Annotated in this window: 24 protein-coding genes and 1 pseudogene; 14 read left to right on the top strand and 11 right to left on the bottom strand. The window is 39.5% G+C overall.

The features are described from left to right. A pseudogene (locus tag B4C48_RS12325) lies at positions 1–605 on the bottom strand (short chain dehydrogenase); the annotation flags it as partial. 239 nt (positions 606–844) lie between these two features. On the opposite strand from B4C48_RS12325, the gene B4C48_RS12320 reads away from it, so the two are divergent. Further along, positions 845–2,362 carry an acetyl-CoA C-acetyltransferase gene (locus B4C48_RS12320; RefSeq protein ID WP_291356920.1) on the top strand — a complete coding sequence of 506 codons (1,518 nt, stop codon included), beginning with the start codon at positions 845–847 and terminating at the stop codon, positions 2,360–2,362. 77 nt (positions 2,363–2,439) lie between these two features. Here B4C48_RS12320 and B4C48_RS12315 read toward each other — a convergent pair whose 3' ends face one another. Further along, positions 2,440–2,967, bottom strand: a complete 528-nt coding sequence (locus B4C48_RS12315) for a hypothetical protein (protein WP_291356918.1) — start codon at positions 2,965–2,967, stop codon at positions 2,440–2,442. Between the two features lie 214 nt (positions 2,968–3,181). Then, positions 3,182–3,610: a chlorhexidine efflux PACE transporter AceI gene (aceI, locus tag B4C48_RS12310; protein ID WP_291356916.1), complete on the bottom strand. Its 429-nt coding sequence runs from the start codon at positions 3,608–3,610 to the stop codon at positions 3,182–3,184. An 84-nt stretch (positions 3,611–3,694) separates the two neighbouring features. Here aceI and B4C48_RS12305 point away from each other — a divergent pair, with 84 nt between their 5' ends. The 4 genes from B4C48_RS12305 (at position 3,695) to B4C48_RS12290 (ending at position 7,712) form a co-directional block, all read left to right on the top strand. Continuing rightward, positions 3,695–4,585: a LysR family transcriptional regulator gene (locus B4C48_RS12305; RefSeq protein WP_291356915.1), complete on the top strand. Its 891-nt coding sequence runs from the start codon at positions 3,695–3,697 to the stop codon at positions 4,583–4,585. Positions 4,586–4,673: 88 nt separating this feature from the next. Beyond that, entirely contained in the window at positions 4,674–5,663 is a 990-nt protein-coding gene (gene tal, locus B4C48_RS12300) for a transaldolase (RefSeq protein WP_291356913.1), read from the top strand. Positions 5,664–5,743: 80 nt separating this feature from the next. Next, positions 5,744–6,394, top strand: a complete 651-nt coding sequence (leuE, locus tag B4C48_RS12295; protein ID WP_291356911.1) for a leucine efflux protein LeuE — start codon at positions 5,744–5,746, stop codon at positions 6,392–6,394. 136 nt (positions 6,395–6,530) lie between these two features. Next, positions 6,531–7,712, top strand: coding sequence for a benzoate/H(+) symporter BenE family transporter (locus B4C48_RS12290; protein WP_291356909.1), 1,182 nt, complete (start codon positions 6,531–6,533; stop codon positions 7,710–7,712). 137 nt (positions 7,713–7,849) lie between these two features. Here the strand turns inward: B4C48_RS12290 and B4C48_RS12285 are convergent, their stop codons facing one another. Beyond that, positions 7,850–8,194 carry a DMT family transporter gene (locus B4C48_RS12285; RefSeq protein WP_291356907.1) on the bottom strand — a complete coding sequence of 115 codons (345 nt, stop codon included), beginning with the start codon at positions 8,192–8,194 and terminating at the stop codon, positions 7,850–7,852. A 90-nt stretch (positions 8,195–8,284) separates the two neighbouring features. Next, positions 8,285–9,286 (bottom strand): alpha/beta hydrolase, encoded by a 1,002-nt coding sequence (locus B4C48_RS12280; protein ID WP_414631512.1) that lies wholly within the window; start codon positions 9,284–9,286, stop codon positions 8,285–8,287. 269 nt (positions 9,287–9,555) lie between these two features. Between B4C48_RS12280 and B4C48_RS12275 the strand changes: the two genes are divergently transcribed. Together B4C48_RS12275 and B4C48_RS12270 are read left to right on the top strand one after the other, a co-directional pair. Further along, positions 9,556–9,999, top strand: coding sequence for a universal stress protein (locus tag B4C48_RS12275; RefSeq protein ID WP_291356904.1), 444 nt, complete (start codon positions 9,556–9,558; stop codon positions 9,997–9,999). Positions 10,000–10,130: 131 nt separating this feature from the next. Further along, entirely contained in the window at positions 10,131–10,574 is a 444-nt protein-coding gene (locus tag B4C48_RS12270) for a universal stress protein (protein WP_291356901.1), read from the top strand. Between the two features lie 71 nt (positions 10,575–10,645). Here the strand turns inward: B4C48_RS12270 and B4C48_RS12265 are convergent, their stop codons facing one another. Further along, a complete protein-coding gene (locus tag B4C48_RS12265) occupies positions 10,646–10,867 on the bottom strand; it encodes a hypothetical protein (protein WP_291356899.1) in 222 nt (73 codons plus the stop codon). A gap of 303 nt (positions 10,868–11,170) precedes the next feature. Next, the gene (pepN, locus tag B4C48_RS12260; protein WP_291356898.1) at positions 11,171–13,777 is read right to left on the bottom strand and encodes an aminopeptidase N; all 2,607 of its coding nucleotides are present in this window, start codon (positions 13,775–13,777) and stop codon (positions 11,171–11,173) included. A gap of 435 nt (positions 13,778–14,212) precedes the next feature. On the opposite strand from pepN, the gene B4C48_RS12255 reads away from it, so the two are divergent. The 4 genes from B4C48_RS12255 to B4C48_RS12240 all read left to right on the top strand — a co-directional run bounded on the left by B4C48_RS12255 (position 14,213) and on the right by B4C48_RS12240 (position 17,752). Further along, complete coding sequence (locus B4C48_RS12255) at positions 14,213–14,476, top strand: hypothetical protein (RefSeq protein ID WP_291356949.1); 264 nt, start codon at positions 14,213–14,215, stop codon at positions 14,474–14,476. A 233-nt stretch (positions 14,477–14,709) separates the two neighbouring features. Beyond that, complete coding sequence (locus B4C48_RS12250; RefSeq protein WP_291356896.1) at positions 14,710–15,873, top strand: hypothetical protein; 1,164 nt, start codon at positions 14,710–14,712, stop codon at positions 15,871–15,873. A gap of 73 nt (positions 15,874–15,946) precedes the next feature. Next, a complete protein-coding gene (thiM, locus tag B4C48_RS12245) occupies positions 15,947–16,768 on the top strand; it encodes a hydroxyethylthiazole kinase (protein WP_291356894.1) in 822 nt (273 codons plus the stop codon). A gap of 87 nt (positions 16,769–16,855) precedes the next feature. Further along, positions 16,856–17,752 (top strand): LysR substrate-binding domain-containing protein, encoded by an 897-nt coding sequence (locus B4C48_RS12240; RefSeq protein WP_291356891.1) that lies wholly within the window; start codon positions 16,856–16,858, stop codon positions 17,750–17,752. A gap of 16 nt (positions 17,753–17,768) precedes the next feature. Here B4C48_RS12240 and B4C48_RS12235 read toward each other — a convergent pair whose 3' ends face one another. From B4C48_RS12235 to B4C48_RS12225, 3 genes are all read right to left on the bottom strand, one after another. Then, complete coding sequence (locus B4C48_RS12235; RefSeq protein WP_291356889.1) at positions 17,769–19,520, bottom strand: FAD-dependent monooxygenase; 1,752 nt, start codon at positions 19,518–19,520, stop codon at positions 17,769–17,771. Between the two features lie 249 nt (positions 19,521–19,769). Continuing rightward, positions 19,770–20,501, bottom strand: coding sequence for a hypothetical protein (locus B4C48_RS12230; protein WP_291356887.1), 732 nt, complete (start codon positions 20,499–20,501; stop codon positions 19,770–19,772). A 263-nt stretch (positions 20,502–20,764) separates the two neighbouring features. Continuing rightward, positions 20,765–22,297 (bottom strand): TerC family protein, encoded by a 1,533-nt coding sequence (locus B4C48_RS12225; protein WP_291356884.1) that lies wholly within the window; start codon positions 22,295–22,297, stop codon positions 20,765–20,767. Positions 22,298–23,306: 1,009 nt separating this feature from the next. On the opposite strand from B4C48_RS12225, the gene B4C48_RS12220 reads away from it, so the two are divergent. From B4C48_RS12220 to B4C48_RS12210, 3 genes are all read left to right on the top strand, one after another. Beyond that, positions 23,307–23,774 (top strand): MarR family winged helix-turn-helix transcriptional regulator, encoded by a 468-nt coding sequence (locus tag B4C48_RS12220; protein WP_291356882.1) that lies wholly within the window; start codon positions 23,307–23,309, stop codon positions 23,772–23,774. Between the two features lie 146 nt (positions 23,775–23,920). After that, positions 23,921–24,385 (top strand): MarR family winged helix-turn-helix transcriptional regulator, encoded by a 465-nt coding sequence (locus B4C48_RS12215; RefSeq protein WP_291356880.1) that lies wholly within the window; start codon positions 23,921–23,923, stop codon positions 24,383–24,385. A gap of 156 nt (positions 24,386–24,541) precedes the next feature. Continuing rightward, entirely contained in the window at positions 24,542–25,006 is a 465-nt protein-coding gene (locus tag B4C48_RS12210) for a MarR family winged helix-turn-helix transcriptional regulator (RefSeq protein ID WP_291356878.1), read from the top strand. An 11-nt stretch (positions 25,007–25,017) separates the two neighbouring features. On the opposite strand, the gene B4C48_RS12205 is transcribed toward B4C48_RS12210, so the two are convergent. Next, positions 25,018–25,374: SOS response-associated peptidase family protein (locus tag B4C48_RS12205; RefSeq protein ID WP_291356876.1), on the bottom strand; the 357-nt coding region annotated here is incomplete at its 5' end.

Here is a 25,374-nt window from a genome sequence, read left to right as displayed (position 1 = left end):
ACATAAGCAGAACGTGGAGATAACACAAAACGCAATGTAGATTCAAGGTTTGCTTCAGCACCTTCATCTACATAAACCAGCTGTGCTGCAATACCTTTTTTGAATTCTTTACCGACTGATTTCACAAAACCTTCAAGCGCACGCTGTGCAATGGCCTGTTTTACTGTCTTTGCAGTTTCAGGGCTAATACCCACCACCACAACTCGGCCTGAAGCCTGAATTTGACGCGCAATCGGGTTAAAGAAGTTATAAAGTTCTTTCAGCTGTTCAGAGTCTTGAATGCCTGACGCATCAAAAATCACTGCTTTAAATTTTGACTCTTTGTCACCTTCATTAAATGCACCCAGGTTTAAACCTGCTTTTGCTGCAGCCTGTTGCAATTCTGAATTGTTACCCGCATAGCCATTAGCATGAATATTGGCCAGAACTTGTGCAATTGCACCCGATAATGTACTGGATGATGCAGCACCAAATAACACCGCACCTTTTACTACAGGTGAAGCTGACTCGAAACGTTCTAAAGGAGTTGGTGATGGCAAACCTAAATTTTTGATGACAAATTTACCAATAGGAGATTTTGCAAAGGTTTGGTATTGATCAGTCATGTTTATTATCTCTCTTACAAATTAATTTTTGATGGTAATGAACATATCCTTTTAACTTCAATATGATGTCAGGCACTTATATTTCAATACATCATCAGTTTCCATAGAATCATACTTGAGTTAAACCATGGATGTCTTGACCTGAATGCTTTGCCTAATGTCATTTTAGTCAATTCAGCTGTTTTTAGATTGTGGTAATGTACACCCCAAGAATACTGTAAAATGCTTGGAAAAGCCTGATGAGCAAAACAACTCAAGAAAATCCGGCAGTCGAAAATTCTGCTACGGAAACTGTGTCAAAACCATCAAAAAGTACTCCGCGTACAACTAAAACTTCTGGCACAACAGCCAAGCCAGCAAACAATACGACTAAAACGACCCGCACTCGTTCCACGTCACCACGTAGTACAACGACTACTTCAACGACCCAAACAGCTGAATCTCAAACACCAACGTCAGTTCAACAGGATAAAACCATGAACCAAAACACAGTTCGCCGCGTTGCTATTATCGGTGGTAACCGTATTCCTTTTGCCCGTTCAAACGGTGCTTACTTTACTGCTTCTAACAGCGACATGTTTACTGCAGCATTAAATGGTCTGATTGAGCGTTTCAATTTACAAGGTCAACGTTTAGGCGAAGTCGTTGCCGGTGCAGTTTTAAAACACAGCCGTGACTTTAACATGACACGTGAGTGTGTACTGAATACTGAACTTGCTCCAGAAACACCTGCTTACGATATTCAGCAAGCATGTGGAACAGGCTTACAGGCAGCTTTCCTTGTTGCCAACAAAATTGCTTTGGGTCAAATTGAAGTCGGTGTTGCCGGTGGTGTAGATACCACTTCTGATGCACCAATCGCTTTCGGTGACGGCTTACGTAAAGCATTACTTGAATTGAACATTGCGAAAACAGCAAAAGACCGCTTAAAAGCATTAACCAAAATCAATGTAAAAGACTTGATGGATGCACCAAAAAATGGGGAGCCACGTACCGGTCTTTCTATGGGTGATCATCAAGCGATTACTGCACTTGAGTGGGGCATTTCTCGTGAAGCTCAAGATGAACTTGCAGCATCTTCACATCAGAAAATGGCAGCTGCATACGAAGAAGGTTTCTTCGACGACCTCATTACTCCATTCCTTGGTTTAGAACGTGACAACAACTTACGTGCTGACTCATCTGTAGAAAAACTTGCAAAACTTAAACCTGCATTCGGTAAAGGCGATGCGCGTACCATGACCGCAGGTAACTCAACTCCACTGACTGATGGTGCATCTTGTGTGCTTTTAGCTTCTGAAGAATGGGCTAAAGCCAATGGTCATGAAGTTCTTGCTTACTTAACTTTCCAGGAAACTGCTGCAGTTGATTTTGTCGAGAAAAAAGAAGGCTTGTTAATGGCGCCTGCTTATGCAGTTCCACGTATGCTTGAACGTGCAGGTATTACTCTTCAAGACTTTGACTACTATGAAATCCATGAAGCGTTTGCTTCTCAAGTGCTTTCTACCCTTAAAGCATGGGAAGATCCAAAATTCTGTAAAGAACGTTTAGGTCTAGATGCTCCACTGGGTTCTATTGACCGTAGCAAATTGAACGTTAAAGGTTCATCTCTTGCAGCGGGCCACCCATTTGCAGCAACTGGCGGCCGTATCATTGCAACTGCTGCTAAATTGCTTAACCAGAAAGGTTCGGGCCGTGTACTTGTTTCAATCTGTGCTGCTGGCGGCCAAGGTGTTACAGCGATTATTGAAAAATAACGCTGTTTTCACTTGCTAAATAAAAAGCCCTCGAAAATTAACTTTTCTGAGGGCTTTTTAATTCAATAGCTTAAAGCTTATCGCGTAGCACGATCCCACGCTTCTTTAACTGCAATTCTCGCTTCATTCCAAGTTAAGCGTGACAATCCTTTCGCATGATCCCATTTAATTTTTAGATCATTTTCTACATCTTCAAAACGCGTACTTGCATCATACTGAGGACGGTTTTCATAGCCAATTCGATAGGCATTTTCATAGTCTCGCTCGTAATCCAAGTCCGAATAGGTGGTCAGCGTTTCTGCATAGTAAGGTGTGGTATGTGCAGTTTCTCTCCAATAGGCTTCTTCTTCTGTCGGGTTCACTGCTTCAGCGGCACCTTTACCAGCCAAACCACCGACTACTGCACCTACGGCGCCGCCGACTATTGCTCCAACTGGGCCACCTACTGCTCCAACCGCTGCGCCTGCTGTCGCACCACCAACTGCACCAACGCCTGTCCCGACTGGATGGGCACCCGGCTCACCAGTAATTGGATCTGCATTTAAATCATCTCGAGCATCTTTAGGAAGGTTTTTTACAACGTCACGATCAAAATTGTCATTCATATTGGTCTTATCCTTTTATCATGCTTTTAAAATTAGGTTTAAAACAGCTTATAAAAATTATGCACTTTTCTCATATTTAAGCAGTGCATTTTTAATATAAAGGAGATCAAACCCGAGTAATGCAGCAAAATGTCAGTTTTAGGTTAAGGAATGTACCTGAAAAGATAAAAATCTTTTCTTAAATAAGAGATCAAAATATTAATTAATTTTTAAATCATGTTTGATAACTACGATCTATTCCTAAATGGTTTTCAATAATGTCATAGCCCCATTGAAACACGAAGGTATAAACCAGAATACACAGCGTCATGCTGAGGTCAGTCAAAACTGCCTGCCAAATCCCCATATTCAGCGCATAAGCCACCATTGGAATAGTGACCAACATTAAACCACCCTCAAATCCCATTGCATGCAGTATCCGAACCCTCACCGTTCTTTTCAGTTTACGTTTGGCTTCAAACTTTTCAAAAAAGTGATTGAAAGTCATATTCCAAAATAGTGAGGTAACTGCCATGGCAATACCCAAGGTCCCTGTCACTTCCATCGGCACTGCAAAAATAAAGCTCAGCACGATCGCAATAATCACCAGCAGGATCACTTCATAACTTAGCGCATGAATTATCCTTCTTTTGGAAATCAACATTTTAAAACTCATTGGTTTGGATGAAGGCATTTTATTTTGATAATATTGATTAATCGAATTAGATTCTTTCAAAAGTTTTGATAGATGAATATTAACCAAGAACAACTGATCATTTTTAAGACCGTGATTGAAAGCGGTTCATTTTCTGCCGCTGCCAGAAAACTCGGCAAAGTCCCCTCTGCAATCAGCATGTCAATTGCCAATCTGGAAATTGACCTCAATTTATCGCTCTTCAGCCGGGTTGGCCGTGAGCCTGTGCCGACTCCACAGGCACTAACCTTATATGAAAAGACCGAACAACTCTTAATTGAAATGAATCAATGGAAACAGCAGGCTTTTGCCCTGAGTGAAGGATTGGAATCCTCGTTAAATATTGTGGTGGTCTCTGAACTGTTGCACACGCAGTGGACGAGCTATATTGCATTACTTGAAAAGCAGTTTCCTGAATTGCAAATCAATATTTTTTCAGCTCCGCAAGAAGATGCCTTGAAAATGCTGCTCAACCAAACCGCTCAGTTGGCATTGATGTTTGAACGCGAACAATTGGAGAGCCGTGAACAGTTTGTTGAACTTAAACGTGAGGCGCTGGTTCCTGTCGCTGCAGTTGGCTCCCCTTTAGCAAACATTGAACACGTCAGTTATGAGCAAATTTTGCAAAGCCGGCAAATTGTAGTGGCCAGTCGTGATCGAACCATTAAGCCCGAACTGTTATTTTCCAAACAATACTGGCGCACAGACAATCATCATTCTGCCTGTTCCATGATTATGCAGGGTTTAGGCTGGGGGGTTTTACCTCTGGAAATGCTGAATCAAAATCCTCATATTCACCAGCAAGTTAAAATTTTAAACTTTTTGGATTTCAGCCCTAAATTTGAATATTTTGTCGATCTGGTCTGGAGTCGCGAAAGCCAACTCGGCGCAGCTGCTCATTTTTTGATTAATCACATCCGAAATTCAAGAAAAAACACAAAATAGACAGGCCTTATACGTGCTTTTTACTTTGGATAACAGTGGATTGTGATATAACCAATAGACGCGAAATAACTTTAAGAACTATACGAGAATGACTTCATCAGCCTTAAACCAATTAAAAAACTTAACCACCATTGTTGCCGATAGTAGCGACCTTTCAGCGATTGAACAATTTCGTCCTCTCGATGCAACAACCAATCCTTCACTGATTACCGCAGCAGCAAAACAGGCTGAAAATAGACAATTGATTGAAGCCGCATTCGAGCAGGCAAAATCTGAAGGGTATAGCAACGATCTTTTGGTTGAACGTACGATTGATATTCTGACCGTCAAATTTGGGGTGGAAATTTTAAAACTGATTGAAGGACGTGTGTCTACTGAAGTCGATGCAGCGCTTTCTTACGATACTGGAGCTACCATTGCCAAAGCCAAAGAGCTTCTGGAATTATATAAAACCTATGGTATTGATCAAAATCGTATCCTAATTAAAATCGCTTCGACCTGGGAAGGTATTCAGGCAGCTAAAGCATTAGAGGCTGAAGGCATTCATTGTAACTTGACGCTGTTATTCGGTTTACATCAAGCGCAAGCCTGTGCTGATGCCAATGTCACCCTGATTTCCCCTTTTGTTGGCCGTATTCTGGACTGGTACAAAAAAGCGGAAAATGTCGATCATTATCCGATTGAGAAAGATCCAGGGGTACTTTCAGTTAAACAAATTTATCATTTCTACAAACAGCATTGCATCAAGACAGAAGTGATGGGTGCAAGTTTCCGCAGTATCGACCAGGTACTGGGATTAGCGGGTTGTGACCTGCTCACTGTTTCTCCGAACCTGTTGGCAGAACTGGAACAGGATCAGCGTGAAGTGGTAGCCCAGCTTTCTAACGATCATGCTCAAGCACATTGCCAGCATCAGGTGGAACCTTTAACTAAAGAAAAATTTAAAGAGCAAATTGAACATGACTTGATGTCTTCTCAACTTTTACAAAGTGGTATCGACGGGTTTATTAAAGCACGTGAGCAGTTAAATACCTTACTGCGCCAGTCTTTTGGCTTAGATGCTGAAATTAAAGCTTAATTCACTCCGAGCGCCCCCATAAAAAAGCCGATTTTGTTATAATTAACAATCGGCTTTTTTTAATGTTTTGAGAGTATATTTTGTTCGGCATCACCGATCTCAGCACCTATATTATTGGTACAACCTTAATCGTATTATTACCCGGTCCAAATTCTTTATATGTAATGTCCATCGCTTCACGTTTCGGTATCAAAGCCGGCTATAAAAGTGCTTTCGGGGTATATACCGGTGATCTCGTTTTAATTCTACTGACCGCACTGGGTGCAGCTTCATTACTGCATACTTTCCCTTGGGTATTTACCTTACTGAAAATTATTGGCGCAATTTACTTAAGTTATTTGGGAATAAAATTACTGATTGCTGCCTACCATACCTGGAGTGCCCTTCATTCCACAACGCAAGTATCCACAGTAGAAAAAAATATTGAACAACTCAATCCGTTTAAAACAGCTTTAACCATCAGTATTTTAAATCCTAAAGCCATTTTATTTTATTTGTCTTTTTTCGTGCAGTTTGTCGATCCAGCCTATCCTTATCCGGCGATTACTTTTACTGCACTTGCACTCATTCTGCAGATCATTAGCATGAGTTATTTAACTGTTCTAATTTTTTCTGGCGCAAAACTCGCGTCTTATTTTACCTCGCGTTATAAAGTGACCGCCTCATGTGTAGCGGCTGTAGGGCTGTTATTTTGTGGTTTTGGTCTTAAACTTGCGACCTCAACCTTGTAGTTTTTTCACAGACAACAGTACATTAAAGTCATCAACACTCTACAAATTAGAGCAATGATGTCTTTGCGCTTGAAAATGAAAAGCGTATGATTAGTACGCTTTTCCACTATTATAAAATCACCATTGCAAAGGATTTATGCAAAAACTTTTCCAAGACTTCTCCATTCCTGCTGTCTTTGCAGGTTTTATTACCTTCCTGGTCGGTATCAGTGTTTCCTCTGTATTGGTGATTCAATCGGCTCAACTTTTGGGCGCGTCCACAGCACAAATCACCTCCTGGTTCTGGGCACTCGGTTTGGGCATTGGTTTAAGCGGTTTAATCCTGTCCTGGAAGTTTAGATATCCTGTTGCGACCTCATGGTCAACCGCAGGGCTGGCCTTAATTCTGGCCACAGCCAATGGTTATAGTCTTTATGAAGCGATTGGGGCATTTTTGGTTTGTGGTTTGCTGACGGCGATTTTAGGTTTTTCCGGTATTTTCCAGAAAGTCTTAGCCTATATTCCGCAAAGTTTAACCAGTGCAATGCTCGCAGGCGTGTTGCTGAAATTTGGTATTTCACTGTTTGCCAGCATGCAAAATGACTGGGGGTTTATCCTGTCATTATTGGCGGTGTATGTGCTTTCTAAACGATTATCGCCACGTTATAGCATTGTCATCACGGTAATTGCCGGTATTGCCTTATGTCCTCTGTTTCTACAGTTTCATGCTTCAACCATTCATTTCAGTCTGGCTCAACCCGTATGGATAGCGCCTGAATTTAGCTGGTCGGCCATTTTCGGTTTGGCACTTCCGCTGTTTGTCATTAACATGGCATCACAATATTTGCCCGGTCTTGCCATGATCAAAAGCTATGGTTATGAACCAAATGTAAACCAGCTGATCGGCTGGACCGGAGCAGCACAAACCATTTTCGCGCCTTTTGGATGTTTTTCCGTGAATATTGCCGCCATCAGTGCTGCCATCAGTCTGGATGATCAGGCCCATCCTGACAGCAAAAAACGTTATATTGCCGGCATGAGCTGCGGCTTCTTTTATATCTTGATGGGTTTGTTTGCGGCGACACTGACCAGTATTTTAATGTCTTTCCCTGGCGTATTTATTACTGCTTTGGCAGGTATTGCGCTGTTAGGCACCATCGGTCATAACATTGCGCTGGCCTTTCATCAGGCTGCTGAACGAGAAGCTGTGCTACTGACCTTTTTATTTAGTGCTTCCGGTATTCAGTTTTTTGGTATTGGTTCAGCTTTTTGGGGATTATTATTTGGACTTGTTGTTCACTTCATTTTCAAGTTTAGAACACACTCATCCTTCAAATAACATCTATCTCTAGTCGTTCTATTTTGTACTTATATCTTTTTCGGGAGGATATAAGTTCACTGATCAATTACTATTTTACCTGCGACGTGCATGAGTAAATAAGTTAATATTCGTTTTAGCCAAGTCGTTGTATAGGGTTAATGCCCCACTGATTTAGAAAAGACATTCATCACAATAACGCCACCGATAATCATGACAATTCCAATTACAGCAGGCAAATCCAGACTTTGACGGAATATAAAAAATCCAATCAAGGCGGTCAATACAATTCCTACACCGCTCCATATAGCATAGGCAATGCCTAAAGGAATGGTTTTAAGGACTTGAGAGAGCAAATAAAATGAAATTACATAAAAGATAAAAACCAACAGGCTCGGAACCAGTTGAGTAAAACCTTCAGATTTAACTAAAAATGTTGACCCCGTAACTTCGGAAATAATCGCCAAAGCCAGTAAGATATAAGCCAGCAGCATTGGATTCATATCCTGTCCTCCTTAATCTGTCATTCAAATGCTACTTTCACAGAGATTAAGCGCCATCTAACTTCAAATATTCACCTATCTCAAATAAGCCTAAAAAGATAAGTCACTATATTTTTGAATAAACTGTATTGTTTGCTGAAATGTCTGCTGACTGGCTTTTTTACCCATCATGAATTGGTATTCATGAACTAAAAATTCTTTGCTATTTGGATAAAATACCCCAGTTACAGGTATGTTTTTACGCATCAGGGCATCAGCAAAAGGGACAGACTGAGTTTTAGTTAAAAAGTCTTTATTGCCTCCACTAATGAACACTGGTGGATAGTTTTCTGTGAGATATTGAATAGGAGAAATACCTTTTAAAAATTCAGTATCATCTTTTTTATTGCCCGTATAAGCCTGCACCAAATTAAATATGCCCCACTCGATCAGTTTCAGTTCATCCGGAGCAGTATTAATAAAGGCATTCAGATCATAAATTCCGCAATGCAGGATCAGACCTTTAATTTGTTCACGTTGAATTAACGGCCTAATAGCAGATTGCTGGGAAAAATCCGGATTGCTGAGCAAAGCCGCATAATGACTGACTAAATTGGCACCTGCCGAGTCACCCGCCAGATATAGTTGCTGAGCATTAATCTGGTAAGTATCGGCATGATCACTAATATATTTTAAGGCCTGATTAATCTGAAGCAACTGCTGCGGATAAATCGTTTGCGGAGCAAATTGGTATTCGACAGAAACCACGTTATAGCCTTGATCAGCCAACCGTTTAAAGTAACCTCGCGCATGTTCTTTGGAACCTGAAATCCAGCCGCCTCCATGCACCCAGACCACAGTTGGCCGGACTCCCAACTCTGCAATGTCGCGGGGCTGGTAAATATCCAGGTGCAGCGCCGGATTTTGCATATATACAATATTTTTCAGTGCCAAAGTTTCTGGAGCATGCTGATCAATAAATTTTTTCTGAATAGTGGTTGAAGCATTAAATACGCCGGCAATGAGCTTGCTGCTACTTTGGATATTCTGACAACCACTACTGGATAGTGCAGCAATTAAACATAAACTTAGATTAAAAGATTTGGAATGCACAGTTTGCCCTATCAGTTTTCCCCTTAAAATTTTGCGGGGCATTATCATGTTTTGGGCATTTTAATCCCTGTTTAAACATTTAGAAATACTTGCCCTGAATGTTGAGTTTTTAACTCAGTTTTTAATGCCAAGCAGTGCACACTTATACTTATGATTTTTATATAATTTAATGAATTTTAAAACAATTTTCACAGACTAAATTGATCAATCCGACACAATGTGCTATCTATAAATAATGGCTACATAATAAACACTAAGGAATCGTTCTTATGACTTATCAAAATATTTTAGTCCCAGTTGACGGCTCTGACATTTCTTTCTCCGCGGTGAAAAATGCCGCGCAAATTGCTAAAGCATTTTCCAGTCAATTGACCCTGATCAGCCTGGTCACTGAAGATCCATTTTCTGAAGCAGATTTCTATTATCCTTCTCCAATCATGAAAGAATATTTTGTTGAGGCTTATGCCAATGCCGAAAAAGCATTAGAAAAAGCCAAAGCCATTGCTGCCGAAAATGGGGTTATTGCAACGCCTCAAATTATTAAAGGAAATATCTCGGAAGAAGGCATTATTAATACGGCGGAAAAATTGAAAACTGACCTGATTGTAATAGGTTCTCATGGACGTAAAGGCTTTCAAAAATTCTTGATGGGCAGCTTTGCTCAGGATGTTTTAAAAACCACCAAGCTGCCTGTTCTGGTTGTAAAAGAATAAGTTTAAACACGAGCCTTGCATTGCATGTCAGGCTCATTTTATCGTTTCCTGCCTTTCGTAAAATAGTCATCATAACGGACTATAAATCATTCATATTTTTATCAATTCAGCTATATTCATAAGGAAATTTCATGACTTATAAACATATTTTGGTTCCAGTAGATGAATCCCCTATTTCTTATGCAGCTGTTGAACAAGCTTTAGCCCTAGCCAAACCTTTAAATAGCCAAGTCACCATCACCAGTGTCATTGCTGTAGATCCCTTTGTTGGTGTTGATTTTTATAAGGTTGCACCTGCAATTACCGATTATTTTATGCAAGCTGAAAAAAGTGCGCAGTTACGTCTGGCAGAAATCAAGCAATCTTTCATTCGTGATGGTATTAATGTGGATACAAAAATTGTGCGCGGTGTATCACCAGCTGAAGGTATTATGCATGTTGCGGATGAAGTCGGTGCCGATCTCATTATTATGGGTTCGCATGGTCGAACCGGATTTAAAAAATTAGTATTAGGAAGCGTGGCCCAAGAAGTATTAACCCAGTCACCCATTCCAGTACTGATTATGAAAGTATAAGCCCTAAAAAAGTTCCTACATTACAGGGACTTTTCTCTATCCATCTTTTCATCATCTGCTTAGCGTGTCTTCTAAGCATTTGTTTTAGAAATATGCTGATATAAAGTTTGCAGGTAAATTTCTGCTTCCAGTTTGCTGTCAAAGTTCTTTTGATAACTTCCCGTAGCCTGAATATTATTTGGTGTATATTCAATTACGACCACAAATTTTCCGTCATAGGCATTTTTTGAAACTCGAATCGCAATAATATGTTGAGAGTTCAAATATAAACCATCTTCAATTTTAACTAACAAAACCAATCTCCAGTCTACTTAGCAAAATGACAGGCTAATGCAATCACAGTCTGTTAAATGATAAAAGCTCATCCTGAGATGAGCTTCAATATACATATATTACCCTTAAAGTGTGATTAATTGGACACTTCTAATGTGATTATTCAATATGTATTTTGTCTTACTATGATAGGATTTAATGAAGTTAGTCTAAATAATAAACCGCGTGTTCAGAAAGCTAAATAAATGAAATATCAACTAAAAAAGCCTTTTTCCGCTTGTCATCAGAAAAAGGCTTTTTCTACTTAGGCAGTGATGGTTGAGTTATATGCTCAACATACTGTTTAAAGTTTCCGTTACGTTTTTAGATTTCACTTGTGGCTTTAAAGCTTCTAGTGCAGTTTTTACTTCTGTACGTTGTGGTTCTGCCAAAGTGTACCAGCGAGAAAGCACTTGTAATAAACGTGAACCCACAATCGGGTTTTTCTGATCCAGATATTTAGCTAAATTAATATAGTGTTGTACGCCAAAACTCCAGGTATTCACCGGATTGGCATTTAAACCACCACTTACCGCACGAATACGGTTTGGTGTACCCAAATCATAGTCCGGATGTGAAGTTAAATATTGAATCGTTTCCTCAGTCGCTTTCGGATGTGCAGCTTGCACCATAAACCACTGATCTAGTGACAAAGCTTCATCTTCAAAGCGGCTATAGAAGTCTGCTAAAGCTTCTTGAGCTTGTGGTGCATCATTCCAGACCAGAACTTTAAGCGCACCCAAACGTTCAGACATATTACCAGTATGATACTGCTCATATGCTAAATCAAAAGCTGATACATCACCTTGACGTGCAATCATACTTAGCATAATGTTTCTGAGTGCACGAACACCCATCGCTTGCGAGAATTCACTTTGGTTATCAGGATCTAATTCCAAATAGGTTTCTTTACAGAACGAACCAAATTCACGCGCCAATGTGTCCAGTAAAGCATTCCGCTGTTCCTGGATTTTGGCCGGCTGATAATCTGTATCAATACGGCTACCCAAATATCCTTCTGTAGGGACATCAAACAAACGTGAAGCCAGCAGCGGATCTTTTTGAATCACTTCAGGCAGGGTATTTTTCATGGCTTGAATATAAATATCAGCCTCATGACCTTCCAGTAAAATGCGTTCCAGCAAGGTTTGAGTGGCTTGCCACTGGTTAAAACCGTTGGTTTCATATTGCATCAAGAACGCCAGCTCTTGATCTGAATAATTGAATTCCAGATTGACTGGAGCAGAGAAATTACGCAGCAATGACACTACAGGTTTCGCTGTGATGCCGGCAAATTTAATCGTTGCTTCTGCCTGATCGAATAAATACACGCCATCTTTTACCCCATTTTCAAATAAGGCTTCTGACTGCAAAGTATATTGCTCGCCTGTTTCCGCATTAAACAGTGCCAAAGCCACTGGGATGGGTACAGCTTTTAGGTTTGGATATTTGGCATTGGCTTTTAAACTTTGTTTAAAGCTTAAACGATAGCTTTGAGTCGCAGCATCATATTCGCCTTTGGCTTCCAGTTTTGGTGTTCCCGGCTGGTTGTACCAAATCAGGAAGGCCGATAAATCCACACCAGAACCATCTGTCAATGAAGAAATCCAGTCTTCAACCGTTACTGCCTGACCGTCATGACGGCGAAAATATTCGTCAGTGCCTTGACGGAATTTTTCTTTGCCGAGTAAGGTCGACATCATGCGGTTAATTTCTGCACCTTTTTCATACACAGTCGCGGTATAGAAGTTATTAATTTCGACAAAATGATCTGGACGTGGCGGATGCGAAAGCGGACCTGAGTCTTCCGGGAATTGATGTGCTTTGAGTACCGCGACATCATCAATACGTTGTACCGCAGCGGATTGTAAATCTTCCGAGAAAGACTGGTCACGGAATACGGTCAAACCTTCTTTCAAACATAACTGGAACCAGTCACGACAGGTAATCCGGTTACCGGTCCAGTTATGGAAATATTCGTGTGCAATCACCGACTGCACCCGCATGATGGCAGCATCTGTCGTGAATTCTTCATCAGCCAGCACACAAGACGTATTAAAGATATTTAAACCTTTATTTTCCATGGCACCCATATTGAATGCGCTTGTTGCGACAATCATGTAGTTGTCCAGATCATACGGACGACCATAATGTTCTTCATCCCATCGCATCGAATGTTTTAGGGCTTCCATCGCAATGTGACATTTAGGAATATCTTTTTCTTCGGCATAAATTTCTAGTGCAACGTTACGGCCTTCAGACGTCACATAAGAATCTTTTAACACCGCCAAATCACCAATCACGCAGGCAAACAGGTAGCTTGGTTTTTTGGTCGGATCTTGCCAGATAGTATAGTGACGGCCTTCGCCTGCCTCACCCGCTTCCATCAGGTTACCATTGGCTAAAAGTACCGGGAATTTTTTATCGGCTTCTACGCGTGTGGTAAATACAGACAGCACATCCGGACGGTCCGGATAGAAAGTAATTTTACGGAAACCTTCAGGTTCGTTTTGGGTGACAAATAAATCATCGCTGGCTTGGTACAAACCTTCAAGCTGGGTATTGCTTTCCGGATGAATAACAACTTCTGTTTCAAGAATGACTTCATTCGGTGCATTGGCAATCACCAGCTGTTCAGCATCAAGGGTGTAGTCTGCTTCAGTCAGTAGCTTGCCGTTTAACGTGATGGATTTTAATTCCAGATCACGCCCGAGCAGCACCAAATCCCCAGCAGTCTGGCGCTTCATCACCAATGCTGCATTCACATTGGTATGATCGGTATGCACCTGAATATCCAAGTTGATTGAATCAACCAGAAAAGAAGGTTTTTGATAGTCTTTTAAATAAACAGTCTGGTCTGCTTCAACCACTGGGTTTGCCGCGATATTCATATGATGTCCTAATCCTGTCGTTCTTAAGCCAAGACTTTGTTGTTGTGAAATGCTTCGATCATACGACAACTTTCACAATCTGTCTGTGCGGTTGGTTTGAGTTATATATGGGCATATTGCTGCCAGTTTTCAATTCAGGTTATGTACATTGGTACATTTAATGTCCCTATTGATGATTTAAAGTACATAAATGCACGATTTGGATCATTTTAATCTTAAATACTGCTCTGATTATTCAATTTAAAAAAGAGGATGCGAACAAGACTTATTTTTCATAAATGACTGTATAAATTAAATTTTTTCGATGCAATAAAAATATTTAACTCAAATTGACACTAATTTTCAAGATGACTACATTTTGAGCACGTTTTTTGCTTGTATTCATCTGTGTAAAGCGCACTATAAAAAGTAAAGCAAAACTAGAAGAGGTGTATGATGTATTTAAAAGACCATATTGTTCGCGTCGAGAATATCAAAACCATGCAAACGCTTGATGCTGCAGGAATCGATCACAAAGTCATTGCCATGTTTATGAGCTGTGAAGGAATTCCAATGCAGTCGATTGATATTTGTACAATTCTGAATAACTACGATGCCTTAGGGAGCAAGAAAATTCCCTCCAAAAAAGTTCAGGCTTTAATTAATGCAAAGCAGTTAGGCGAAGAGGATGATTCACTACCTTGCCCTGCCTCTTATTAATTACCAGATTTATACGCTCTGATTAACATTGTTTTTTATTGTGGAGATGAAATTCGAGTTTTCATCTCTACATTCATTCATTTATAAGCTTAGGCTATTTTTCAAACCTACTATAAACGGATGGGCTGCACTTAACGAATTATTTGCTATTCGGCCCTATTCCGTCACGTCGCAGCAAAAGACCCGTGTATAATCGATGGCATGATTAACCCGACTTTTGATTGATTCTTTCCATGCTCCTTCAGATTCTGCAAAAACAGCTCGATGAAAGTACATCATGCCCGTTGTGTCAGGCATCTATGTTCTGGATTGAAGCAGAACAATACGATCAAGCACTTAATTTTCATGAATGTAGTCACTGCCAACATCGGGTATTTCAGGATGGTCGCACCAACTGTCATTGTGACAAATGCCTCGTCAATCGAAAAAAAATGCTCACTGAAACGCGTCTGCAAGAGCAGCGCAAACTAAAGTCCAAAGAGAAAGATGCTGTTGAATATCGACTCGATCAAATCAGTTTTTTAAACAAATTATTTTTACTCAGTATCTTGGACAATCAAGTTCAAGAACATACTAACCATCATGAATACATCGATTGGGAAAGCATCAAATACCATTCGATTACCCCGAACTATTTGTTCCAAAATTATTTGGTCAAACAGCTGGTAAAAGAACAAATCCTGATTGCCAAAGATTTTGCCTCAGAGGCACATCAGTACTATGTTAATGTGCGTTTAGACGGTTATTCAGAACCGAGTCTGTTTAGCATTACCCAGCAACTTCGCAACTGGTTTTATGAAAATTTAACCATGGGCGTGCCCTTTAAAAATGCCGATGAAGTAAAAAATGTACTTTATTTGGTGCTTTATCAGGAAATTATTCAGTTTGCCCAGTTTTATTGCCGCACTTGGGGCATTCAAATTGCCGGAAATAACAGTTTTCAGACCTTTTGTTATCGCCTGATGGATTCATTGGCGGTGGGGCAAATCTATTATCTGGTGCAAACTGCACTAGAATATTTGCATCAGCAAAAAGCCTTGCAAGTACGTAATGAAAACTTTATTAACACTAATTTGTTAAAGAAAACCTTGCAGCAATATCGTGACCGTGCCGTGACCGAAAAATGGGAAACATCTACCCTGCCGCGTCCGCACAATATTCCTTTTAGCAAAATAAGCGAAATCCTGTTTTTCCGCTTTCTCGGCTATGATGAGAGTATTTTTTTCCAGCCAATCTGGCGGATCTGGAAAAAGATTGAACCGCGCTTAAGCTTCTATTCACAAAAACGCTGTATGTATTGCGGTTCTAATGAGCTTACTGTGGATTATGATGCTGAAAATTATGTGACACTCTGCTGCCGCAGCTGTAAGCATCAAGACCACTATTTTACTCAATAGTATTTCACCCAATAAATGGTGATCTACTATGTCCAGTCTCTGCAATCAGATATATAACTTAAGGAATAATCCTATGGATCGAACTTCAACATTGGTCGAGCATATTGTTGAAGCATGGACACAGCTGCAAACCGAGCAGCCTTTGGTGCAATGCATTACCAACAGCGTTGCAGCCAATTATGCAGCCAATATTTTGCTGGCTGCCGGTGCTTCACCTGCCATGATTGACAATCCATTCGAAGCCGAAAGTTTTACCACTATTTCCGCTGCACTGAGCATTAATCTGGGTACACCCACCAATGAACAAATGCAGGCCATGCAAATTTCTGCACAAACGGCGCAGCGTACCTGTATCCCTTGGGTGCTTGATCCAGTCGGTTATGGCCCCGTTTTAAAATGGCGCTCGGCTATGGTGGATGAGTTACTGCAATATCATCCCACGGTTATTCGCGGTAATGCTTCAGAAATTAGTAACCTTGCAGGCAATCAGGTGCTCTCCAAAGGCGTCGATAGCACGCTGGATAGCGCCGATGTCTATAACCAAGCCAAAGTATTGTTAGCACATGCTGAATGCATCGCCATTTCAGGTGAATCGGATTTTATTTTAAGCAAAGAACTTGATGCTGTAATTCAGGTCAATGGTGGCTCTTATTTACAGCCAAAAGTTACCGCAACAGGCTGTGCACTCGGTGCTTTAATCGCAGCTTACTGTGCTGTAACTACAGCGACGATTGCCACCATTGCTGCACATACGCATTTTGCCATTGCAGGAAAATTGGCATTTGAAAAAGCGCAAACAATTGGTCAGTTTAATGTTGCATTTATGGATTACATCCATAGTTTGAATCCTGATTTAATTCAGCAATATGCCGATATTAAAATTCTTGAAATCTAAAAAATATCCATGTTGATGATTCTGCATAGAGCTTTATTTTAGTTTTTAAACAGTAGGATAAACCCGTTTTTCAGCAGGATATACTCAATGGAACTTAGACATTTACGTTACTTTGTGGCTTTGGCTGAAGAACTCAATTTTACCCGTGCTGCACAAAAACTCTGTACTGTACAGCCTTCCCTCAGCCAGCAAATTAAAGATTTAGAGGAAGAAGTCGGCGTACAACTGATCGACCGAAGTACTCGACAAATAGCCCTGACTGCAGAGGGACAAGGCTTTCTCAAATATGCCCTGGAATCGATTAAATACGCAGAACTTGCAGTTGCTCATGCACGTCAAATCGCCAATCAGGGTCAGCAACAGCTGTTTATTGGCGTATTGCATGTGGCGGAAATGACCATTATCCCTCACATCATTCAACAGGTTCGTGCTCAGTTTCCGCAGGTCGATCTTAAAATCAGAAGTTTATCCTGTAGCGAGCAATTTCAAGCACTGAAAAATTCCGAACTGGATTTGATTTTTAGTCGCGTGTGGATGGATGATCCGCTTTATAGCAGCACTATGCTGTTTGAAGAAAATTTATTATGTGTTGCCCATCAAACCTATATTGCCAAGCGTAAAATTCAGGACTTAAGACAAATTCAAAATGATGACTTTATTGTCTGTGACCAGCTCTTTTCTCCAGTGTTCTATCAGCGAATTCAACAGTTCACTGAAAAAGAAAATTTAAAACTGCAATATAAATATCAAGTTACCAATGCCTTACAGCATATCAATCTCATCAATATGGGTTTGGGCTGGAGTTTTATTCCTGAATATGCACGGCAATTGCTGAACCCGAATGTACAGGCAATTGAACTGAAACAAGACTTGCCGACCTTACCGCTGTATGCCAGTTATCGAACAGATGCCGAAAATCCAGTTTTGCAATTTACCGCAAAAATCATTCAGCAATCTGTTCAACGACAGCAGGTTTCAAAATAACTTTTAAAAACCTGAATTAAGCGATTTGATACTGCATTTGTTCTAACACATGGGTTAATTTCTGCAAGGCTTCGGCATCATCATAGAGTGCTTCTTGATAGCGCCATGCCACATAACCATCCGGACGAACCAGCAACATCCCTGCTTCAGCAATTTCACAAGTTTTTTGCCAGGTGCCGTAAACATCTTTGACTTCTTGCCCAATGGTCACAACATCTAGATAAGTTAAACCTAATTGTTCAGCAGCCTTTTTCCAGGCTGTACCGGATAAACCAGTCACTAAAGTAAGTTTGCCATTTCCGACGATATCCAGAGTAGAAACCTTCTGACCATTTTTCGCATCAATTAACCAGCAATGTGGAATTTTCGCTCCAGGACGAGAAGTTGCCTGTAAATACAATTGCGGATCAGCTTGCCATTGCTCTTCATTTTCATCCTCCAAAACCACGGCAACGGATTGATAACGCTGATTCAGCTCTACACCTTGCGCATTGAACTCAAAGTTTTTAATTTCCAAGGCATGATTCAGTTGAGTACGCAATTCAGCCGCTTCTGCTGTCGGTGCATTCAGTCGATCTAACAATTGCTGGGTGGTTTCAATGCCTTGATCAAAACCGAAAACATCTTTCAGATACTTGTAGTCCATGCGAGACTGGTTGGCACGCGCGACAATTTGTTGTCCCACCGGCACACGCTCATCACTATAAGAGTTCAACAAATCTGCTTTCGCCCAATCTTTAATGACAAAAGCCAGTTTCCATGCCAAGTTAAATGCATCTTGAATACAGGTATTTGAACCTAAACCACTCGATGGTGGATGACGATGCACGGCATCCCCGCCACAGAAAACCCGACCGACTGAATAATGCTTGGCAAACGCCTGATTCACATACCATGCCGATACATTTTGAACCTCAATATCGACATCATCCGTGCCAATGAAGGTATGAATACGCTGGATGATTTGTTCTTCGGTATATTGCGGCTCACCTTTAGAGATATCAAATCCCCAACCTGCAATCCAGTCATTCCATGGAGAAATGGCACGCAGCAAGCCCATACCAATTTCACCAAAACCTGCGGCAGGATTTACAATCCAATGCAAAATGCTTGGGCGATGTTGCACATACTTAGTCAAGTCAGCTTTGAAACGCACATAAGTGGTACCGGCACGCGCCATATGACCTTCTATCGGAAGACCAATTTTCTCCACGATTTTAGAGCGTGCCCCATCCATACTCACCAAATACTTGGCACGAACCGAATATTTACGGTTTTCCAATCGATCTAAGAACCAGACCGTAACGCCATCATCATCTTGCTCATGATCTAAGTATTCGGTGTTGTAAAATAGATTTGCACCACGCGCAACCGCATGCTTCACCAGCAGTGCTTCCATTTCAGGTTGCACCAAATCGAATAAAGGCGAAGGACTACCCTTCACATAATCGCCATGACGTAAATCACCCGTTCCCCACGCCTGGATACGAGCAATTTCTTCACCAATTAAACTAGTGGTGATCATGCTTTCCCCCATGTGTTGCCATGGAGTTGCCATATTTTTGGCTTCTTCTTCCAAGCCAAATTCACGCAATACTTCTACTGCACGCTGATTGGTAATGTGCGCTCGTGGCGAATTTGCCAGACCATTAAACTGGGTATAAAAACGGACTGAAATCCCATAAGTGGCTAAGGCTAAGGCAGTGGTTGCTCCCGCTGGGCCGGTTCCAATCACCACAACATCCGTATCAAAAGGCTGATTTAACATCCCGTTTCCTTATTTAAATTACTTCAATGTACTCATCCAAATGCTTGGATTTGCTTTCATTGAACTATAAGGAAAATGTCGAAATTATTTAAAAACTATCAGAACTAACTATAGTCATATGCATCTGAGCTATAGAAGCTCAAAAGATACGGATATTTTCAAGTGTGATGAGTATTTTTGCTTATGCTTTCTTTATACAAACTGAGAAATTTAAAGTAGAGGATTCAGTTAGTCTCTAGAGAATAAAATTTAATACACTTTGCGGTCTAAAAATAAATTAAAGATGGTTTCCAAAATGGTTTTTAAATCCAATTTACAGATACACAGCAAGCCCATGCCATCAAAATAGTCAGGCACATGCTGCATAAAAAAATTGATATGTGGCGTTGCCTTATTTCTAAGTTTTTGAATGTGTTCAGGTGTGGTTTGCGGCATCACATAAGGATAAACAAAAATATCTTCTCGGCGCTTGCATATTTCCTGCTTGCGCTGCTGCATCATCTCCAGAACCTTTAAATATTCTTGAGGAATTTCTCTTCCTTTACGTGGGTAGAAATTTTGTGAACGAGATGCAAAATAGGTATAAATTTTAGGCTGTATGACGGTAGGTACATACCATAAGGGAATAGTAGGATGGCGAATCCGGTGATTAATCGCAACCCGGATTGCAGTTTTAAGTATTCTGTTGCCTTTGCGATAAGCCGGTAAAATACTCGCCCGCGAGCTCACCACAAAGATTGGATGACCTTGTAAAGAAAGCTTAAGTACCGGAATAATATTTTGCCCGACCAAGGTATCTTTATGATAATAATGAACCACCAAAACTGAAACAGCATCCGGATCATGAATAAAATTATAAATATCTTGTTCACAAGAAGCTGGAAAAATTTGCTGGTCAAATTCACAGATCATTTTAAAAAAACGATTTTTTTGTTCAAATGCAAGTTGTGCAAAATCTACAATCGTTTCGGTAATATGCATCAAATTGATCCATTTTTTTGATATATATCAATTATTACTGTTTTTAGTTTAATTAGATATCACTAAATATGGTGATTTAGTGAAAGTTCATCAGTTTTTACCACCTAGTTCTAATATTGCTGTGGCAATCCTGGTCAATAAAAACCAATGTAAAGCACAATAAAAAAGCCCAGCAGAGCAAGCTGTCAGGCTTTTTCAAAAGTTCAAAAAGAATGGATGAGAAAAAGATATTAATCTCTTTCTTTATCTTGAATCCTTAATCACTATCTCTCGCGATACGTAATCAACACGGACTTAATCCGATTCTCTTCCAGTTCAGTCACTTCAAAATGAATACCATGATATTCCAGTTGAGCTCCCAAACTTACCTTACCGTGAGTCTTATCTAAAATCAGACCGGCAAGACTGATATAACCAGCCTCTTCTTCCACCAGATCCATCATGCCCAGCTCCAGTTCAAGCTGATATACATCGAGCATGCCAGAGGCTTTCCAGGTGTGATCATTAATTTTAACTAAATCAAGCTGCTCATCGGCATCCGGGAACTCACCGGCAATGGCTTCAAATACATCCAGAGGAGAAATCAAGCCCTGCACATTTCCAAACTCGTCACTCACCAATACCAAAGAACCTTTCGAGGTACGCAAGGTATTAATGGCATCAATTACTTTCATTTTTTCAAAAATATAAATCGGACGATGGCGTTTGATTAAAGCCTTGAGCTGTTCAGTATCTTCAAGTACATCCAGAAGCTCTTTGGCACGCACCACACTCAAAACCTTATCCAAGCTACCGCGACAAACTGGAAATAAGCTATGTGGTACAGACAGCACCTGTTCACGAATTTGTTCAGGCGTATCATCAATATCTACCCAAGAAATTTGACTTCGTGGAGTCATGATCGATGCGACAGACCTTTCTGCCAGGGTTAATACCCCACCAATCATATAACGCTCTTCATCGGCAAAAGCTTCTTGAGCTTCAGAGTGCTGAGCACTATCAGTGACCGCTTCCATTTTTCCGCCCATCAGTTTCAGGATGGAATCTGCAGTACGGTGACGCAATGGAATTTTAGATTCATGTTTGGCTACATTGCGCTGGCCAAACTGGTTAAATGCTTCAATTGCAATTGCAACACCAATACCTGAATAGATATAGCCTTTTGGAATATGGAAACCAAAACCTTCTGCAATCAAGCTAATCCCGATTAATAACAAGAAACTTAAACACAGAATGACGACTGTTTGATGTCGGTTTACAAAAGCAGTTAATGATTTAGACGCTAATAACATCACAGCCATGGCAACGACCATTGCCACCATCATCACATAAATGTTATCAACCATACCAATTGCGGTAATCACCGAATCTAAAGAGAATACGGCATCTAACACTACAATTTGCGCAACAACTGCTGCAAAACTTGCATAAACAATATTGGTGGTAACTTTAACTTCAGGCTTGCCTTCAATCTTTTCATGTAGTTCAGTTACGGCTTTATACACAAGGAATAAACCACCGAATAAAAGAATGAGATCTCGACCTGAGAATGTCCAATCAAAGACGGTAATAAGCGGTTTGGTCAAAGTGACTAACCAAGAGATGGCAAACAATAAACCCAAGCGCATGAATAAAGCGAGGGATAAACCCACGACACGCGCTTTATCACGTTGTTCTGGAGGAAGTTTTTCGGCCAAAATGGCAATAAAGACTAGGTTATCAATACCTAAAACAATTTCTAAAACAATAAGAGTGAGTAAACCAATCCAAATTCCCGGATCTAATAAAAACTCCATTAGTTTATCTCTCCGAGTTTATAAATTTGGTTAAAAATAAACCTAGACCTGCACGGCGACGGATCCATAAATATGACCTGTTCAACAATAGATAAATTTATTATGCATAATTCAGAAAAAATGTAATTAGATTTTTGTATTTTTAGCGACTTAACCCTACTCTGGTAAGCAGTTCAGCTTATTTTTTATACTTTTATTTCATCTGTTCATCGGATTTTTAGCTTAAGAAAAGATAAAATTTATCGCTAAGTACATGCGTTGACCAATAAATAAAAAAGATATTTTAAACAAATACTTATTTTGTAAATTTATATAAGAAAAATTTAATGAATACACTGGACTGATTTGTTAACTAGATGATAAAAAAGCAGCAGATCTTTATTAAAAAGATCCGTTCACCCCAGTTTCTCTACACCAGAACAAAACATTGCCAAAATAATTACAGTGAATCCTCGATCGCTAAATTTGAGAGGCAAGTTTTTAATCGCATCAAAAAATTTACATAATATTGGCTATAACGAATGCAGAAACATTGTTGTTCAATCAGGCTCCCCAACCTATTGCTCCTATCAATCGTTAACGTGCTTATCTTAATTCTAACTTCATCATTCATTTACTTAGCATAATGTTAAAAGAGCGTAATCGTGCCTATAGCCAAACCTTTACATGACTGCTGCTTATCGTTCGACCTCACGAACACTTTTAGTACAATACTCTTTTAACGAAATGATCAAAATGCTGAAGTTCAAATAGAACTTCGGAATTTATCTCAAGGCCTGCTGGGCTTACATTCAGACAAAGAACGCTATTTCTATCTTCTACAAATCATCACTTTTGATCGGGATTTTTTGTAAGAAAAGTTATTAATATACGTTTCCTTATTGCATTATAAAAAACTTGATATATATTAATAACAATAAAAAAATGTGTGTTGGTAAGCAAAATTCAAGTTAAATAAGACGCTTTTCAACAAATTAAAATTACAACAATCTTAGGGAGGCTTTTCTCCATGACTAAAAAGTACAGCAAATTTCTACCTTCTGTAGCAGAAGATTTCACTTTGGAAAATTTTCCTTATTACTGGGTTACTCAAGTACATGCCCAATATATACAAAATGTAGATCATGCTTTGAAAAAATATGGTCTGGACAATTCACGTCGCCGCATTTTACTGTCACTAAAGTCCAAACCTCATGCCAGCGTTTCAGATCTATCTGAAATGGTCATTTCCAAAATGTCAACCACCACCAAAATCGTCTATCGTTTAAAAGATGAAGGTTTAGTTGAAACTTACTCTTGTGAAGATGATGCTCGTATTACTCGCGTTGTCCTAACCGAGAAAGGTAATCAAATGACACATAAGATTAATGACTTGACCAATGTGGTTTTGGAACAATCTTTCGAAGGTCTCACCCCTCTACAAATTGAAAAAATGATGGAAAGCTTAAAATATATTTTTAAAAATTTAGCCCATTAATTTGGGTTAAAATGAAAATTAGTTCACAAATTTATTTTAAGTTTTACTTTATAGTGTTGTAAAAAATATATTTTTCACTTTAACTCTAATAAAAATAAGTTACAATAATAAAATAAAATTACAACAATTATAGGGAGAAAGTAGAGATGACAAAAAAATATAGTAAATTTTTACCCTCAACAGAAAATTTTGAATTGGAAAATTTTCCCTATTATTGGGTAACTCAGGTACATGCTCAATATGTACAAAACGTTGATCATGCGCTGAAAAAATATGGGCTAGACAATTCACGTCGTCGTATTTTACTTGCTTTAAAATCCAAGCCTCATGCCAGTGTTTCAGAACTATCCGAAATGATGGTATCTAAAATGTCAACGACTACTAAAATCGTTTATCGTTTAAAAGATGAAGGTTTAGTTGAAACTTACTCTTGTGAAGATGATGCCCGTATTACTCGCGTTGTCTTAACCGAGAAAGGTAATCAAATGACTCAAAAAATTAATGACTTGACTAATGTAGTTTTGGAACAATCTTTTGAAGGGTTGACCCCCTTACAAATTGAAAAAATGATGGAAAGTCTGCAACATATTTTTAAAAATTTATCACGATAATCTAGGTTTGACTTTTAAATTTCAGTTACACACTGATTTTTTTTCTTTTAAACTTTAGTAAAATACACAAAATTAATACATTTTTATTATATTTTTTTAATAAAAAGGTTTCGGCAATAAATTATAAGTAAAACTTAAAAATGGGGAAAATAAACAATGACCAAAAAATACAGTAAATTTTTACTTACACCCGGTGAAGATTTTAGTTTAGAGGAGTTTCCTTATTACTGGATTACTCAAGTCCATACACGATGTGTAAATAATCTAGACCATGCAATGAAAAAATATGGTCTGGACAATTCACGTCGCCGTATTTTACTGTCACTTAAGTCCAAACCTCATGCGAGTGTCTCAGATCTATCAGAAATGGTGGTATCTAAAATGTCGACCACAACCAAAATCGTCTATCGTTTAAAAGATGAAGGACTGGTTGAAACGTATTCATGTGAAGATGATGCTCGTATTACCCGAGTTGTGCTAACCGAGAAAGGACAACAAATGACGCGTAAGATTAAGGATCTAAGTAATATAGTGCTGGAACAGACTTACGAGGGTCTCACTCCGTTACAAATTGAGAAAATGATGGAAAGTCTTAAACTTATTTTTAAAAATTTATCCTAATCATCGGGGGACTAATCGAAAAAATTAAGTTGGGGACTAATTTTTTCGATTTTTGCTTTAGGGACATGGGAACATTCAAACTCTACTTCCGGAAATCCCTCTACAAAAGAATGGATATCTGGTGAGTTCCAGCTTAGCCATTCATCTAAACGCTCGTGTGGAATAATGATCACCGAGCGTTTCACATTTCCGGGTTCATGAAAATCTTTCATCATAGGATGATCAATCGCGTCCATTGTAATCATGGTTGCCGAACGAATAATTTCGTCTCCAATACGGCAAATTTCATATAAAGCTGCAATATAAATCGCTTGACCATCTTTACGTCTTATTCCCCAACGCTGTGGTTTATCGTCAAAATACTTTGA

This window comes from Acinetobacter sp. UBA3106, assembly GCA_002365595.1.
Lineage (GTDB): Bacteria > Pseudomonadota > Gammaproteobacteria > Pseudomonadales > Moraxellaceae > Acinetobacter.
This window is presented reverse-complemented; position numbering and strand designations above follow the sequence as displayed.

What these genes read in the sequence shown, in the direction of transcription:
- B4C48_RS12320 (WP_291356920.1), top strand. Translation starts at nt 845, where the DNA reads ATGAGCAAAACAACTCAAGAAAATCCGGCAGTCGAAAATTCTGCTACG.
- B4C48_RS12315 (WP_291356918.1), bottom strand. Translation starts at nt 2,967, where the DNA reads ATGAATGACAATTTTGATCGTGACGTTGTAAAAAACCTTCCTAAAGAT.
- aceI (WP_291356916.1), bottom strand. Translation starts at nt 3,610, where the DNA reads ATGTTGATTTCCAAAAGAAGGATAATTCATGCGCTAAGTTATGAAGTG.
- B4C48_RS12305 (WP_291356915.1), top strand. Translation starts at nt 3,695, where the DNA reads ATGAATATTAACCAAGAACAACTGATCATTTTTAAGACCGTGATTGAA.
- tal (WP_291356913.1), top strand. Translation starts at nt 4,674, where the DNA reads ATGACTTCATCAGCCTTAAACCAATTAAAAAACTTAACCACCATTGTT.
- B4C48_RS12290 (WP_291356909.1), top strand. Translation starts at nt 6,531, where the DNA reads ATGCAAAAACTTTTCCAAGACTTCTCCATTCCTGCTGTCTTTGCAGGT.
- B4C48_RS12285 (WP_291356907.1), bottom strand. Translation starts at nt 8,194, where the DNA reads ATGAATCCAATGCTGCTGGCTTATATCTTACTGGCTTTGGCGATTATT.
- B4C48_RS12275 (WP_291356904.1), top strand. Translation starts at nt 9,556, where the DNA reads ATGACTTATCAAAATATTTTAGTCCCAGTTGACGGCTCTGACATTTCT.
- B4C48_RS12270 (WP_291356901.1), top strand. Translation starts at nt 10,131, where the DNA reads ATGACTTATAAACATATTTTGGTTCCAGTAGATGAATCCCCTATTTCT.
- pepN (WP_291356898.1), bottom strand. Translation starts at nt 13,777, where the DNA reads ATGAATATCGCGGCAAACCCAGTGGTTGAAGCAGACCAGACTGTTTAT.
- B4C48_RS12255 (WP_291356949.1), top strand. Translation starts at nt 14,213, where the DNA reads ATGTATTTAAAAGACCATATTGTTCGCGTCGAGAATATCAAAACCATG.
- B4C48_RS12250 (WP_291356896.1), top strand. Translation starts at nt 14,710, where the DNA reads ATGCTCCTTCAGATTCTGCAAAAACAGCTCGATGAAAGTACATCATGC.
- thiM (WP_291356894.1), top strand. Translation starts at nt 15,947, where the DNA reads ATGGATCGAACTTCAACATTGGTCGAGCATATTGTTGAAGCATGGACA.
- B4C48_RS12240 (WP_291356891.1), top strand. Translation starts at nt 16,856, where the DNA reads ATGGAACTTAGACATTTACGTTACTTTGTGGCTTTGGCTGAAGAACTC.
- B4C48_RS12235 (WP_291356889.1), bottom strand. Translation starts at nt 19,520, where the DNA reads ATGTTAAATCAGCCTTTTGATACGGATGTTGTGGTGATTGGAACCGGC.
- B4C48_RS12230 (WP_291356887.1), bottom strand. Translation starts at nt 20,501, where the DNA reads ATGCATATTACCGAAACGATTGTAGATTTTGCACAACTTGCATTTGAA.
- B4C48_RS12225 (WP_291356884.1), bottom strand. Translation starts at nt 22,297, where the DNA reads ATGGAGTTTTTATTAGATCCGGGAATTTGGATTGGTTTACTCACTCTT.
- B4C48_RS12220 (WP_291356882.1), top strand. Translation starts at nt 23,307, where the DNA reads ATGACTAAAAAGTACAGCAAATTTCTACCTTCTGTAGCAGAAGATTTC.
- B4C48_RS12215 (WP_291356880.1), top strand. Translation starts at nt 23,921, where the DNA reads ATGACAAAAAAATATAGTAAATTTTTACCCTCAACAGAAAATTTTGAA.
- B4C48_RS12210 (WP_291356878.1), top strand. Translation starts at nt 24,542, where the DNA reads ATGACCAAAAAATACAGTAAATTTTTACTTACACCCGGTGAAGATTTT.